Origin of the sequence: Actinoplanes sp. NPDC048988 (assembly GCF_043197815.1) — a bacterium.
Lineage (GTDB): Bacteria > Actinomycetota > Actinomycetes > Mycobacteriales > Micromonosporaceae > Actinoplanes.
The window spans coordinates 22,839-36,667 of sequence record NZ_JBICTW010000025.1; the positions used below are offsets into that span (position 1 = coordinate 22,839).

The 13,829-nt window shown below is 70.8% G+C and carries 14 protein-coding genes; 5 read left to right on the top strand and 9 right to left on the bottom strand.

Annotation, left to right across the window (positions count from 1 at the left end):
* Positions 1-347 precede the first annotated feature (347 nt).
* Positions 348-1,043 carry a phosphatase PAP2 family protein gene (locus ACGFJ7_RS43435; protein WP_392648053.1) on the top strand — a complete coding sequence of 232 codons (696 nt, stop codon included), beginning with the start codon at positions 348-350 and terminating at the stop codon, positions 1,041-1,043.
* Between the two features lie 231 nt (positions 1,044-1,274).
* Here the strand turns inward: ACGFJ7_RS43435 and ACGFJ7_RS43440 are convergent, their stop codons facing one another.
* The 3 genes from ACGFJ7_RS43440 to ACGFJ7_RS43450 are packed head-to-tail and all read right to left on the bottom strand — an operon-like array spanning position 1,275 to position 4,688.
* On the bottom strand, positions 1,275-2,270 hold the full coding sequence (locus ACGFJ7_RS43440) for a hypothetical protein (RefSeq protein WP_392648055.1): 996 nt from the start codon (positions 2,268-2,270) through the stop codon (positions 1,275-1,277).
* 9 nt (positions 2,271-2,279) lie between these two features.
* A complete protein-coding gene (locus ACGFJ7_RS43445) occupies positions 2,280-4,277 on the bottom strand; it encodes a prolyl oligopeptidase family protein (RefSeq protein ID WP_392648056.1) in 1,998 nt (665 codons plus the stop codon).
* A gap of 27 nt (positions 4,278-4,304) precedes the next feature.
* The gene (locus ACGFJ7_RS43450) at positions 4,305-4,688 is read right to left on the bottom strand and encodes a hypothetical protein (protein ID WP_360254077.1); all 384 of its coding nucleotides are present in this window, start codon (positions 4,686-4,688) and stop codon (positions 4,305-4,307) included.
* 12 nt (positions 4,689-4,700) lie between these two features.
* On the opposite strand from ACGFJ7_RS43450, the gene ACGFJ7_RS43455 reads away from it, so the two are divergent.
* Positions 4,701-5,099 (top strand): nuclear transport factor 2 family protein, encoded by a 399-nt coding sequence (locus ACGFJ7_RS43455; RefSeq protein WP_360254079.1) that lies wholly within the window; start codon positions 4,701-4,703, stop codon positions 5,097-5,099.
* Between the two features lie 2 nt (positions 5,100-5,101).
* Here ACGFJ7_RS43455 and ACGFJ7_RS43460 read toward each other — a convergent pair whose 3' ends face one another.
* From ACGFJ7_RS43460 to ACGFJ7_RS43480, 5 genes are read right to left on the bottom strand one after another with little or no spacing between them, the layout of a single operon-like run.
* Entirely contained in the window at positions 5,102-5,548 is a 447-nt protein-coding gene (locus ACGFJ7_RS43460; protein WP_360254081.1) for a hypothetical protein, read from the bottom strand.
* A complete protein-coding gene (locus ACGFJ7_RS43465; RefSeq protein WP_360254083.1) occupies positions 5,545-5,712 on the bottom strand; it encodes a hypothetical protein in 168 nt (55 codons plus the stop codon). The genes ACGFJ7_RS43460 and ACGFJ7_RS43465 overlap by 4 nt, the downstream gene beginning before the upstream one ends.
* A gap of 5 nt (positions 5,713-5,717) precedes the next feature.
* Positions 5,718-6,242 carry a GNAT family N-acetyltransferase gene (locus tag ACGFJ7_RS43470; protein ID WP_360254085.1) on the bottom strand — a complete coding sequence of 175 codons (525 nt, stop codon included), beginning with the start codon at positions 6,240-6,242 and terminating at the stop codon, positions 5,718-5,720.
* Between the two features lie 15 nt (positions 6,243-6,257).
* A complete protein-coding gene (locus ACGFJ7_RS43475; RefSeq protein WP_360254087.1) occupies positions 6,258-6,803 on the bottom strand; it encodes a DUF305 domain-containing protein in 546 nt (181 codons plus the stop codon).
* Positions 6,788-7,534 carry a lytic polysaccharide monooxygenase gene (locus ACGFJ7_RS43480; protein ID WP_360254089.1) on the bottom strand — a complete coding sequence of 249 codons (747 nt, stop codon included), beginning with the start codon at positions 7,532-7,534 and terminating at the stop codon, positions 6,788-6,790. The genes ACGFJ7_RS43475 and ACGFJ7_RS43480 overlap by 16 nt, the downstream gene beginning before the upstream one ends.
* Before the next feature lie 126 nt (positions 7,535-7,660).
* On the opposite strand from ACGFJ7_RS43480, the gene ACGFJ7_RS43485 reads away from it, so the two are divergent.
* A complete protein-coding gene (locus ACGFJ7_RS43485) occupies positions 7,661-8,926 on the top strand; it encodes an EAL domain-containing protein (protein ID WP_360254092.1) in 1,266 nt (421 codons plus the stop codon).
* A 17-nt stretch (positions 8,927-8,943) separates the two neighbouring features.
* On the opposite strand, the gene ACGFJ7_RS43490 is transcribed toward ACGFJ7_RS43485, so the two are convergent.
* On the bottom strand, positions 8,944-10,386 hold the full coding sequence (locus tag ACGFJ7_RS43490) for a helix-turn-helix domain-containing protein (RefSeq protein WP_360254094.1): 1,443 nt from the start codon (positions 10,384-10,386) through the stop codon (positions 8,944-8,946).
* A 130-nt stretch (positions 10,387-10,516) separates the two neighbouring features.
* Between ACGFJ7_RS43490 and aceA the strand changes: the two genes are divergently transcribed.
* Both aceA and aceB read left to right on the top strand, forming a co-directional pair.
* On the top strand, positions 10,517-11,806 hold the full coding sequence (aceA, locus tag ACGFJ7_RS43495; protein ID WP_360254096.1) for an isocitrate lyase: 1,290 nt from the start codon (positions 10,517-10,519) through the stop codon (positions 11,804-11,806).
* Complete coding sequence (gene aceB, locus ACGFJ7_RS43500) at positions 11,806-13,458, top strand: malate synthase A (RefSeq protein WP_392648064.1); 1,653 nt, start codon at positions 11,806-11,808, stop codon at positions 13,456-13,458. Before aceA ends, aceB begins: the two co-directional genes overlap by 1 nt.
* The last annotated feature ends 371 nt before the right edge of the window (positions 13,459-13,829 follow it).

Below are 13,829 nucleotides of genomic sequence, written 5' to 3' on the forward strand. Positions count from 1 at the left end.
AGCGCTGAGGCCGGACGAGGAAGGGTGGTCGCCGAGGCTCGGGCTGCGGGCGATCGTCGCCGAGGCCCGGGCGGAGGCTGAACGAGCGCTGAGGCTCGGGCGGAGGCTGAACGAGCGCTGAGGCTCGGGCGGAGGCTGAACGAGCGCTGAGGCCCGGGCGAGGACGGGCGGTCGCTGAGGTTCGGGCTGCGGGCCGGGCGAGGACGGGCGATCGCTGAGGTTCGGGCTGCGGACGATCGTCGCCGGGGCTTGGGTGAGGATGAGCGGTCGCCGGTGGCCCGGTGGAAGATGAGAAAGCCTGGGCCGAAGGTGAACGGAAGGTGTCCGTTCGGGGTATAGCTTGGCGCATGCGCCGAGATCAGGAACATGCGCTGGAAGTGCGGCTGGCGGTCGCGGCGGGCGGGGCCGTGGTGCTGCTGGTGCCGTTCGCGGTGATCGCGGCCATGGTGGTCGGCGACGTGGACTGGCTGCACGCCCTCGACGAGGACGCGTCGGTGGCCATGCACGACGTCGCGCTCGGGCATCCGGCTCTGGTCGACTTCATGGCCGCGTGGTGCCTGGCGTTCGACCCGTGGGTGTGGCGCCTCGGCGCGCTCGCCCTCATCGTCTGGCTCGTGCGGCGGGGGTCCCGGCCGCTCGCCTGGTGGGTGGGTGTCACGATGGTGGCCGGCGGGATCCTCGGCGTACTGCTGAAACTGCTCTTCGAGCGGCACCGGCCGTCGTTCCTCGACCCGGTGGCCATGGCCGCCGGCTACTCGTTCCCCTCGGGGCACGCGCTCAACAACGCGCTCGGCGCGGCCGTGTTCCTGCTGGTGCTGCTGCCGATGACCCGCGACCGGCCCCGGCGCCGCCTGGCGCTGCTGGCCGCCGGGATCGGCATCCCGCTGGTGACCGGCGTCTTCCGGGTCGGCCTGGGCGTGCACTGGGTCAGCGACGTGGTCGGCGGCTGGATCTTCGGCCTGGCCGTGGTGGCCGCGACCACCACAGCGTTCCTGGCCCGCCGCCGGCGCCGCAAGGCACTGACCGAGGCGATGGCCCGGTAACCCGCGAGGTCCGGCCGGGGTGATGGCCCGGTCATCCGCAAGGTCCGGCCGGGGCGATGGTCCAGTGATTCGCGAGGTCCGGCTGAGAGCGGTGGCGCGGTGATTCGCGAGGTCCGGCCGGGGCGATGGCCCGGTAATTCGCGAGGTCCGGCCGGGGCGATGGCCCGGTAATCCGCGAGGTCCGGCCGGGATGATGGCCCGGTGATTCGGGAGGTCCGGCCGGGGCGGTGACTAGGGCTCGGTGACCAGGTCGACCGCGGACGTGATCCACTCCTCGGTGACGCCGCGGCGTTCCAGTACGAACCGTACCCAGCGGCGCAGTGCTCCGGGTAGCGCGGACCGCTGAGCGGGGTCGAGGGTGGTGTCCTTGGGCAGCCAGTCGTGCAGGAAGAACTGGACCCAGGCCGGGCTCCAGCTCAGCGGGCCGCTGGTGAAGTAGGTGTCGCCGAAGTCGAGGAACAGCTCGCCCAGGGACCGGACGACCGGATCCAGCGTCTCGAAGTCGTCCAGGATCCGGGCCCGCTCCGTCTCGTCTAGCCGCGTCCGCTCGCGTGGCGCCGGCAGGTAGGCGCGGCAGCGGGACCAGAACAGCGCCCGCAACTCGGCGAAATCCTCCGTGTCCGGCCGGAACGGCGCGTCGTCGGTGCCGCGCATGGCGTCGGCCAGTTCGGCCAGGATCTCCGCCGGGGGATGTTCGGTGAGCGGCTGCTTCCAGGCCGCCACCGCGTTCGGCTCGAGAATCGTCAGCCGTTCCGCCCACACGATGCCGGTGAAGTAGACCTCCGCCATCAGGACGTGCGGGTCCGTGTCGAACTCGAGGAACAGCACGTGTTCGCTCTCGTACGGGTCGGCCGACCGCCACCCCCGCGTCGCGGTGAAGGCCGGCGTGCCGAACCACGTCGGCAGCGGCTGGCTCTCGAACAGCCGCTCGATGGTCTCGTCGAGCAGCTTCTCCTCGCCGGGCGGGGCGACCCGCCGCAGGGCCGCCACCGCGGCCAGGGCGTGCGCCGACGGCTTGGCCGTGGCCCGCGCCACCACGTCGAGGCAGAGCCGATGCTCCCCGGTCGTCCGCCACCCCTCGCCGAGCCAGGCGCTGGCCCACTCCTCGACCTCGAGGATGGTCTCGCCGTCACCGAAGGCGAGAGCGTCGCGCATCAGATGGTCGGGCATCGTCAGGTCGCGCACGGCGTGCTGGACGCGGATCGAGCGGCCACGGCTTCTCGGCATGCTGCGACTTTAGTGGAGGGTCCGCCGGAGGAAGCCGAAAGTCAGGGCCCACAGCGCCGCCTGCTGCTCGTTGTCGGCGGCCGCGCCGTGCCCGCCCTCGACATTCTCGTAGTAGTGGACGCGGTGGCCGTGTTCGCGCAGCCGGGCGGCCATCTTCCGGGCGTGCGCCGGGTGCACGCGGTCGTCGCGGGTCGAGGTGAGCAGCAGGATCGGCGGGTAGGTACGGCCGGGGCGGACGTTCTCGTACGGGGAATAGGCGCTCAGGAACTCCCAGTCGGCCGGGTCGTCGGGGTCCCCGTATTCGGCGATCCACGACTTGCCGGCGAGCAGATGGGTATATCGGCGCATGTCGAGGATCGGGACCATGGCGACGATCGCGCCGAACAGCTCCGGGTAGCGGGTCAGCATGGCCCCCATCAGCAGGCCGCCGTTGCTGCCGCCGAGGGCGCCGAGCCGGTCCGGGGTGGTCAGACCGCGGGCGACCAGGTCGGTGGCGACGGCCGCGAAGTCCTCGAACGCGCGGGGCCGGTTCTCCCGCAGCGCGGCCCGATGCCAGGCGGGGCCGTATTCGCCGCCGCCGCGGATGTTCGCGACGACGTGGGTGCCGCCGCGAGCCAGCCAGGCCCGGCCGAAGACGCCGCTGTAGCCGGGGGTCCGCGGGATCTCGAATCCGCCGTACCCCTCAAGCAGTGTCGGCCCCTCCGCGTCGCCGCCGATGACGAAATAGGGGACGCGGGTGCCGTCGGCCGAGGTGGCGAAGAACTGGCGCACCGTCATGCCGTCGGTGTCGAAGAAAGCCGGCTCCCGTTTGAGAACGGTGGTGGGACCGCCGACCGTGGCCAGGCTCAGAGTGGCCGGTTTGAGGAAACCCTCGGACGAGACGAGGTACGAGTCGTCACGGTCCGGATCGGAGTCGGCTATTCCGGTGTTGTCGAATTCGCCGGTGTCCGGCAGCGGGCGGCGGCGCCATTCCGGCTCGTCCGGGGTCAGAATCTCGACGTGGCTGCGGACGTCGGTCATGGTTTCGAGGATGAGGTGGTGGCGGGTCCACGTGAAGGAACTGAGCGACGTACGGCCGTCGGGCCGGAACAGGAGCGCCGGATTCCGGTCGCCGGCGAGAAAGCGTACGAAATCAATCGCCAGCAAAGCGCCCGCCGGGTGGCCCAGCCACGGCGTGCGGAGCTGGATCAGCATCCAGTCGCGATGCAGGCCGTAGTCGGCGTCGGCCGGAATGTCGATCCGCACCAGCTCACCGGAGGGCAGGCGCAGGTACTCCTCGCTGCGGTAGAAATCGAGATGCCGGCTGATGAAATCGCGTTCGTACCCCGGCGTCGTGTCGTGCCAGGCGCTGACCGAGACGTCGTCCGCGTGCCCTTCGAAAATGAGCTCGGCCGCGGCCGGCGGAGTGCCGCGCCGCCACCGTTTGACGACGCGCGGATAACCGGACGACGTGAGCGAGCCCGGCCCGAAATCGGTGGCGACGTACAGGTGGTCGGCGTCGATCCAGCTGACCCGGCTCTTCGCCTCCGGCAGGGTGAAACCGTCCTCGAGGAAAACGCGGCGCGCCAGATCGAACTCACGCACCACGACGGCGTCGGCGCCGCCACGGGAAAGGCAGATCAGGCCCCGGTCGTACGAGGGACGCAGCACCGTCACGCCGCCCCACGTCCAATTCTCGCCCTCGGCCCGATTGAGCGCGTCGAGGTCGAGCAGCACCTCCCATTCGGGTTCCTCGAGCCGGAACTGCTCGGCGGTGGTCCGCCGCCACAATCCGCGCGGATGGTCGGCGTCGGTCCAGAAGTTGTAGTAAAGACCGTCCCCGCGCCAGCTCGGGATCGGAACGCGCTCCTTGCTGTCGAGCACTTCCCGGATCTCGTCTCGCAGCCGCCGGTCCCCGCCGAGCGCCCCGAGCGTCTCGGCGTTGCGTTCGGCGACCCATCGCGCGACGTCGGACCCGTCTAAGTCTTCAAGCCAGAGGTACGGATCGTCCACCACACGATCGACCATCGCACGCCCACCGGCCTTTCGCCATGGTCACCCTCGAGGCGAGGCCAGGCCGCCGAGGACGACCGCGAGCGTACGGGCCTGGAGCTCCTCGTCCCACCGGCCCCGCAGCGCACCCTGGCAGAGGCTGACCAGCAACGCCATCACCTCGGGCAGCTCGACCGCCGGGGCGACGTCGCCGGCGTCGTGGGCCCGTCGCAGCAGGCCGGCCACGGTTTCCTCCAGCGGGCCGAACGCGTCCTCGAGCCGGATGTCGACCACGATCCGCCGCGCCGCGGCCTGGGCCACCGCGTACGCGAAGAAGCCGGCCAGATCGCGCCGCCCGGCCTCCTCGGCCAGCCGCTCCCGCAACCGCTTCATGATGGCCACGAGCAGGTCCTGTTTGGTGGGGAAGTGGAATGTGTCTCCACTCACTATTCTGCTCCCGTGACCCCCACTGAGATCTTCGACAGCATGCGCGCCCGGTGGCTCGCCAACCAGCCCACCTTCGACCCGGCGGTGCTGGCCGACGACGTGGTCGTCGAGACCCCGTTCGCCGCGCCCGGCCGCCCCACCCGGATCGAGGGCAAGCGCCGGGTTCTCGATTTCACCGAGCAGGGCCAGGCCCATTTCCCCGTACGCTTCGACGACTGCCGCCACATCACCGTGCACCAGACCGCCGACCCCGACGTGATCATCGTCGAGTACGAACTGGCCGGCACCCACACCACTACCGGCGCGAGCGCCGCCGCCCCGTTCATCGCCGTCCTGCGAACCCGCGACGGCCAACTGGCCCACTGGCGCGAATACCAGCACACCCTCGCCATCGCCCAGGCCATCGGCTGATCTCAGGTCCCCGCGTTGCGGGCGCGCCATTGCGACAGCCGGGCGGTGAGGTCTTCGGCGGCGCGTTCGCCCAGCGACCTCTTCCGATCCAGCACACCGTACGAGCCCAGCACGCGGAGATCGGTTGTCCGCGTCCGGCCGGACCGGGTCCACGTGATGGTCGGCGCGACGGCGGCTTCGATGGCGTCGATCTCCGCCCAACGAATCGTCACGGTGCGCCACAGCAGGCGGGCGCGGACGCCGTCGGCGTCGGCCCGGACGCCCAGCGCGAAGCACCGGAGGAAGGCGAACCAGAACGGCGCGGCCATCGGCGCGAAGATGGCCAGGTCGATCGCGTTGTACGGAGTCCCCCAGCCGGAGAGCGCCGAGGCGGTCGTCGTGAACGCCATGACGAGGAAGACGACTGCGGTCACGGTGTTCCAGAACGGTGAGCGCCACACAGTATTCATGGCGACGCCGGGCGGCCGGCGGTGCAGTGGTAGCAGAGGTCGAAATTCGGGGTGGATCGGTACCACTCGTGGGCGCCGCAGTCCTTTCGGCCCTTGGGGCACAGGGGCAGCAGGGCGGAGGGCAGGTGGGTGCGGAGCCGGGTGCGCCAGCGGTAGCGGGGCATGCGGGCTACAGGGTGATCCAGTAGCGCTTCACGGTTTTGCCGTCGGTGGTGCGGATGTCCTCCAGGAGGCCGCCGTTCGACTCGATGGTGCGGGCCGAGGCGACGTTGTCCGGGTCGCACGTGATCAGGACGCGGTCCAGGCCCAGCTTGCGGGCCTCGTCGAGCATCTTGGCCACGGCCCAGGTGGCCAAGCCGCGGCGGCGGGCCGCGGGGCGGACGCTGTATCCGATGTGGCCGCCGTAGTTCAGCAGGATGTCGTTGAGGGTGTGCCGCAGGGCGATGGCGCCCAGGTAGCGGTCGTCCTCGACGATCCAGCGGTACGTGCAGTGGACCCACCCTTGGGCGGCCGGGACGGCCGTGTCCTCCTCGGCCAGCAGGCGCTCGATCCACGTCGCGAACCCGGTGGCCGTGTCCACTTCGTCGGTGGGGCGCAGGCCCGCGCCGTCCTGGTGGGTGCCGCGGCCGAACTCGTCGCGGGACTCGAGCCAGGACGTGTGCAGGCGAGGGGTCGGGACGATCAGGTCAGGCATGGGGCCGAGACTAGGTCACGGGGCGGCGGCCAGGGTGAGCAGAGTCTGGATCTGGGCCTGGCGGCGGGCGGTCGCCGTCTCGGCCAGGGCGCGCGCGGGCGGGTAGGCGCCGGAGGTGGTCTCCATCCGGGCGGTCTCGACCACGTTGCCCAGGTGACCCAGGAGCAGGCTCACCGCCGTACGGTCGAAATCGGGGGTCGAGCGAAGCTCGGCTATGTCGGACGGCCGCAACATGTGCAGGGCGCCGTGCCCCTCGTGCGAGGTGGACGAGGCGGTCAGGGGCTGGCTCCAGCCGAGCAGCCAGCGTTGCATCTGGGCCAGTTCCTCCCGCCACTGCGACTGCAACTCGGAGGCCAGGGTCTTCAGCCGAGGGTCGGTGGCGCGCTCCGTGATCAGGGCGGTGACCGAGGAGCCCTCGGCGATCTGGGACATGCCCATCTGCAAGTACATGACGTCGGTGCTGGTGAAGGCGGGCGCTGGAGGGCCGGCCTCCGGCTGCGCACCGCAGCCGGAGACCAGCAGGATCGCGGCCAGCGCGGCCGTGGCTAGTTTCGCGCCCACAGGGCCGGCACGTTCGGCGGCTCCCAGCCGGCCAGCGCGGTGTGCGCCTGGCGGCAGGTGTACGAGACGCCGTTGTAGGTGACGACGTTGCCGGGGGAGTACGCGGTGCCGGCGCGCCACGTGCCGGTCGCCGGCGGCGTGGTTGTCGGCGGAGTGGTGGGAGGTGTGGTGGTGGGGGGAGGGGTCGTCGGGGGAGTGGTCGGCGGGGTGGTGCCGCCACCACCGATGTTCAGGTCGACGCAGGCGTAGAAGGCCATGGCCGTGTCGGCCACGTTCCACCGGGCCAGCACGGTCTGCCGGCCGGTGAAGCCCTTCATGCCGACCGTGTGCGACTTGGTGGCGCCGGGCTGCGCGCCGCCGTCGTTGAAGGAGGCCAGCAGGGTGTTGCCGATGAAGTACTCCCACGTGCTGGTGGAGTGGCGGGCCGTCAGCACCCAGTTGAAGGTGACGTTCTGCCCGACCGAGGCGGCCGGCCAGTTGCGGCTGTTGTCGTTGAGCACGGCGAAGCGGCTGCCGCCGCCGTTGCACTGCGTCGAGCCCTTGGGGGCCTCGACGCTCTGCGGCTCGTAGACGATGTCGCCGCAGTTGGCCACGGCGCCGCTGGCGCAGTTGGCCTGGCGGCTGGGCGGTGACGAGATGTAGCCGTGCGCCGCGGCGGGGGAGACCGCGACGAACAGGGAGGCCACGAGGACTCCGACGGTCAATGCGGGGAGGGTGAGCCTGCGCTTCATGAAGTTCTCCTCTTCATGGAGGGGGATGCCGCCAAACTTAAGTTAAAGACTGTTAACAGTAAAGAGACCCATCGATTTCTGGTCCTTTAATTAAGCTGGTGAACGAAGCGGCCGATTGAAGAATCCGTGCGCAACATCCATGACGTCCTCGACGCGCGAGCCGTGACGACCCTGTTCCAGCCCCTGATCGAGATCGCCACCGGGCGGCCGATCGGCTACGAGGCCCTCAGCCGCGGCCCGGCCGGCACCCCCTGGGAGTCGCCGATCGCCCTCTTCGCGGCCGCGCGGGAGGTCGGCCGGGAAGGCGAGCTCGACTGGATCTGCCGGGCCCAGGCGTACCGGGCCATCCTCGCGGCCGAGCCCGACAACAGCCTCACCTGGTTCGTGAACATGGAGCCCACGGCGGCCCGCACGGTGTGCCCGCCCGACCTGGCGCCGGTGGTGAAGCTGGCCCGCGGCCGGCTGCGGGTGGTCACCGAGATGACCGAGCGGGCCATCGCCCGGGACCCGTCCGGCCTGCTCTCGGCCGCGGCGGCCTGCCGCGACGCCGGCTGGGGAGTGGCCCTGGACGACGTCGGGGCCGACCCGCTGTCGCTGGCCTTCATGCCGTTCGTGCACCCCGACGTGGTCAAGCTCGACATGCAGCTGCTGCGCGAGCCGGGCGACCCGCACACGGCCAAGGTGGTCGCCGCCGTGGCCGCGTACGCCGAGGCCAGCGGCGCCGTGGTGCTGGCCGAGGGTATCGAGACGCCGGAGCACCTGGCCGTCGCCCGCACCATGGGCGCCACGATCGGGCAGGGCTGGCTGTTCGGCCGTCCGGGCCCGCTCGCCCCGTCCCGGCTCGCCAACGCGCGGATGCCGTTCATCCCGCCGCCGCCGGTCCCCGACCGCCGCAGCCCGTTCGAGATCGTCGCCGCCCGCCGGCCGATCATGCGCACCACCAAGGACCACCTCATGCCGACCAGCCGGCACCTGGAGGCCCTGGTCGAGGTGGGCGAGGAGGCGCCCGTGCTGCTGGCCTGCTTCCAGGAGGCCCGGCACTTCACCCGGGCCACGGCCCGCCGGTTCGAGCGGTACGCCGCGATGAGCCCGCTGGTCGCGGCGCTGGGCATGGGCCTGGCCGCCGAGCCGGTGCCCGGGGTCCGGGGCGCCTGCCTGGACGACGGCGACGCCGTGCGCGGCGAGTGGAACGTGATCGTGGTCGGGCCGCACCGGGCGGCCGCGCTGGTGGCCAAGGACCTGGGCGACACCGGGGCGGAGGGCGACCGCCGCTTCGACTTCGCGCTGACCCACGACCGCGCCCTGGTCGTCGAGGCCGCCCGGTCGCTGCTGACCCGGCTGGTCCCGACCGGCGCCGACCGGCCCGACTCGCACCTGGTCGGCGCCGGATAGCCGGCGCGCCGGTCAGGTCAGGCGCGCCGGTCCAGGAACTCGTAGACGTCCTGCGCGTCGACGCCGGGGAACGTGCCCGGCGGCAGGGCGGCCAGCAGATGTGAGTGCACGCGGGCGCTGGGCCAGGCGTTGCCGGCCCAGCGGTCCACCAGATCGGCCGGCGGGCGCCGGCAGCAGTCGGGGTCGGGGCAGCGGGAGACGGTACGCCGGGTGGTGTCGCCGCCGCGGAACCAGCGGGCGTGCTCGTACGGCGTACCGACCGTCACCGAGAACTCGCCGGACCGGGTCGACTCGATGTGCACCGTGCACCAGTACGTGCCGGCCGAGGTGTCGGTGAACTGGTAGAACGACGAGTACGGGTCGTCGGCCTGGAAGATGGTGCGCGACGCCCACTTGCGGCAGATCGGCTGGCCCTCGATCGCCCCGGTCACGTCGCGCGGGAAGCGGACCCCGTCGTTCTCGTACGCCTTGTAGACGATCCCGTTCTCGTGGACCCGGGTGAAGTGCACGGGGATGCCGAAATGATGGGTCGCCAGGTTGGTGAAGCGGTGCGCCGCCGTCTCGTACGACACCCCGAAGGCGTCCCGGAAGTCGTCGATGGCCAGCGCCCGGTCGGCCTTGGCCTCCCGCAGGAAGGCCACCGCGAACTTCTCCGGCATCAGCAGCGCCGCCGCGAAATAGTTGGCCTCGACCCGCTGCCGCAGGAAATCGCCGTAGTCGGCCGGCTCGGGATGGCCGAGCACGAAATGCCCGAGGGTCTGCAGCACCACCGCGCGCGGGTCGTGGCCCTTGCCGCTGGCCACCTGCGGCAGGTAGATCCGCCGGTTGTTGAGATCGGTCACCGACCGTGTCGAGCCGGGCAGGTCGTTCACGTAGTGCAAGGAGAAGCCCAGTTGCGCCGCGATGTCGAGGATGCCGCGCTGGGACAGCGGGCCGGTCGTGTGCTTGATCGGCCGCAGCACCCGGGCCGCCGCCTCCTCGATCTCGGCGAAGTAGTTGTCCCGCTCGCGCATGTCGACCCGCAGCTGCGCGTTGGCCCGCCGGGCCACCTCGGGCGTGGCGCTCTGCTCGGTGAGCAGCCGGTTCAACTCCCGATGCAGGCCCACCAGCGATTCCAGGGCGTCCGCGGGCAGCCGGCGGCCGCCGCGGACCAGGGGCAGACCCGAGCTTTCGTACGCCGGTGACCGCTGGAAGTGGGCGAGCTCGATCTCCAGGCCCGCGCGCCGGCTGGGTGCCTCGGCCCGCAACAGCTCCTGCATGCCGACCCCGAGCGCGCTCGCGAGGGCCTGTAACACCGACAGCTTGGGCTCCCGCTTGCCGTTCTCGATCAGCGAGAGCTGAGAGGGGGCCCGGCCGACCGCCTCACTGAGCTGCTCCAGGGTCAGGTTCTTGCTCTTGCGCAGGTGGCGGAGCCTCTGTCCCAACGTGACGAGGTCCACCTCGGTTTGTGAAGCGGTCACGCGTTTGACGCTAACAGAAATTCCGCGTTTCTTCTCGTCACAAACACCTTCAGTGGGCCGTGCAGAGTGCGCGACAGTCAAATTCTTCCACCGAGAAGCACGCGACAGGGCACGGAAGGGACTTTTCACCATGACTGATCAGCTGACCGAAGTTCGTGGCGGTACCGCATCGGACCTCACTCGGGCATGGGCCGGCGATCCCCGGTGGCTGGGCATCAAGCGCAGCTACACCGCGCAGGACGTGGTCAAGCTGCGCGGCACCGTCCAGGAGCGGCACACGCTGGCCGAACGCGGCGCGCAGCGCCTGTGGGAGCTGCTGCACAGCGAGGACTACATCAACGCGCTGGGCGCGCTCACCGGCGGCCAGGCCGTCCAGCAGGTGCGGGCCGGCCTCAAGGCCATCTACCTCTCCGGGTGGCAGGTCGCGGCCGACGCCAACCTGAGCGGCAACACGTACCCCGACCAGTCCCTCTACCCGGCGAACTCGGTGCCCGCGGTGGTCCGCCGCATCAACAACGCGCTCATGCGGGCCGACCAGATCGACACCGCGGCCGGCCGGCACGACCGCGACTGGCTGGCACCCATCGTGGCCGACGCGGAAGCCGGCTTCGGCGGCCCGCTGAACGCGTTCGAGCTGATGAAGGCCATGATCGTGGCCGGGGCGGCCGGAGTGCACTGGGAAGACCAACTGGCCAGCGAGAAGAAGTGCGGCCACCTCGGCGGCAAGGTGCTCATCCCCACCGGCCAGCACATCCGCACCCTCAACGCGGCCCGGCTCGCGGCCGACGTCCTCGGCGTGCCGTCGCTGGTCATCGCCCGGACCGACGCGCTCGCGGCCGACCTGCTGACGACCGACGTCGACGAGCGCGACCAGCCGTTCCTGACCGGCGAGCGTACGGCCGAGGGCTTCTTCCGGGTGCGCAGTGGACCCGCCGCCGCCATCGCGCGTGGCGTCGCCTACGCGGACTACGCCGACCTGCTGTGGGTGGAGACCGGCAAGCCCGACCTCGAGTTCGCGCGGTCGTTCGCCGAGGCGGTCCACAAGGAGCACCCGGGCAAGATGCTGGCGTACAACTGCTCGCCGTCGTTCAACTGGAAGCGCAACCTCGACGACGCCGACATCGCGCGGTTCCAGAAGGAGCTCGGCGCGATGGGCTACAAGTTCCAGTTCGTCACGCTGGCCGGCTTCCACGCGCTCAACCACTCGATGTTCGAGCTGGCCCGCGGCTACGCCGAGACCGGCATGACGGCGTACGTCAAATTGCAGGAGGCCGAGTTCGCGGCCGAGGCCGACGGTTACACCGCGACCAAACACCAGGCCGAGGTCGGTACGGGCTACTTCGACGCCGTCTCGACCGCGCTCAACCCGGAGTCGTCCACGACCGCGCTCAAGGGCTCGACCGAAACGGAGCAGTTCTGATGGCCAACGAGGAAATCACGATCACGGGTACGACCGAGGGCCGCTACGCGGAGATCCTGACCCCGGAGGCCATCGCGTTCGTCGTGGCGCTCGACCGGGAGTTCGGCGCCCGCCGGGTCCAGCTGCTCGAACGTCGCCGGCGGCGGCGGACCACCCGTACCACCGAATTGGACTTTCTGCCCTCGACCCAGCACATCCGCGACGACCCGTCCTGGACGGTGGCCGCGCCCGCGCACGACCTGCTGGACCGGCGAGTCGAGATCACCGGGCCGCCCGAGCGCAAGATGACGATCAACGCGCTGAACTCGGGCGCCAAGGTGTGGATGGCCGACTTCGAGGACGCCACCGCGCCGACCTGGGAGAACGTGGTCCTCGGGCAGCTCAACCTGCGCGACGCGCTGGACGGCGACCTCGACTTCACCACCCCCGACGGCAAAGAATACAAAGTCAACGGGTGGATCCCGACCATCATGGTGCGCCCCCGCGGCTGGCACCTGCCGGAATGCCACGTGCGCATCGGCGGGCGGGCGGTGTCGGCGACCCTGTTCGACTTCGGGCTCTACTTCTTCCACTGCGCGCAGCGGCAGATCGACCGGGGCTCGGGGCCGTACTTCTACCTGCCCAAACTGGAGTCACACCTGGAGGCGCGCCTCTGGAACGACGTGTTCGTCTGGGCGCAGGAGACGTGCGGCATCCCGCGGGGAACCATCCGGGCCACGGTGCTGATCGAGACGATCACGGCGGCCTTCGAGATGGACGAGATCCTGTACGAGCTGCGCGAACACTCGGCCGGCCTGAACGCGGGCCGCTGGGACTACCTGTTCAGCATGATCAAGAACCGGCCGGACGTGGTCCTGCCCGAACGCTCCCAGGTGACGATGACGGCGCCGTTCATGCGCGCGTACACGGAGCTGCTGGTCAAGACGTGTCACCGGCGGAACGCGCACGCGATCGGCGGCATGGCGGCGGTGGTCCCGAGCCGCGATCCGGTGGCGGCGAAGAGGGCGCTGAACCAGGTCCGGCAGGACAAGAGGCGCGAAGTGGGCGACGGCTTCGACGGCTCGTGGGTGGCGCACCCGGGTCTGGTCGAGACGTGCCGCGACGTGTTCGACCAGTGGCTGGGGGACGAGCCGCACCAGATCGTCCGCAAGCGCGACGACGTCCAGGTGACGGCGACCGAACTACTGGACGTCAAGGCGGTCGGGGTTCAGGTCAGCGAGGTCGCGCTGCGTAACAACGTCAGCGTGGCGCTGCGGTACATCGCGGCGTGGCTCGGCGGCCGGGGCGCGGTGGCGCTGGGCGGGCTGATGGAGGACGCGGCCACGGCCGAGATCTGCCGGGCTCAGCTCTGGCAGTGGATCAACGCCAGTACGCCCACGGACTACGGGGTGCCGGTCAGTGCGGCGCTGGTGACGCGGATGCTGCGCGAGGAACTGGACGTGCTGAGCGAGACGGGGGCTCTGGACGAGGACTCGGCTCGGCGGTTCGGGCAGGCTCGGACGCTGCTGACCGTCCTGCTGACCGAGCGGACGTGCCCGGAGTTCCTGACGCTGCCGGCGTACCTGCGGCACATGTCGGGTGGGGCGGCTGTTGCCGCCCCGGAGACTACTGCTGCCCCGGAGACTACCGCCTCGGCTTCTGTCGCGGCTTAGGCGGTCTTGAGGACGGCGCGGCCTGGCACCGGCCGCGCCGTTTTCTTGCGCTGGGACGGCCGGGGGGAGAGGGCGCCACAACAGAGCCGTCAGGCTTGATTCTCTGTTGTGGCACCCTCTCCCCCCGGCCTTGCGTGGCTTTCAGTCCGGGCAGTCGGGGGTCACTCGCTGCTGGGAGGTACGAGGGCTGGGCGGTCACCTTGCGCCCTGGTGGGGCGCGGGGTTCGCTGCCGCGCCGGGGTGCGGGTGGGTGAGCCGGTCACTCGGGCACGCTGAATGGTGGGTCGCGCGGCAATTCCAGGCCGGTTGCGCGGGATGCGGGGACTCGGCCCGGGCGTGCTTTCGCGCAGAGGTCAGCGAGGCAGCCGGTT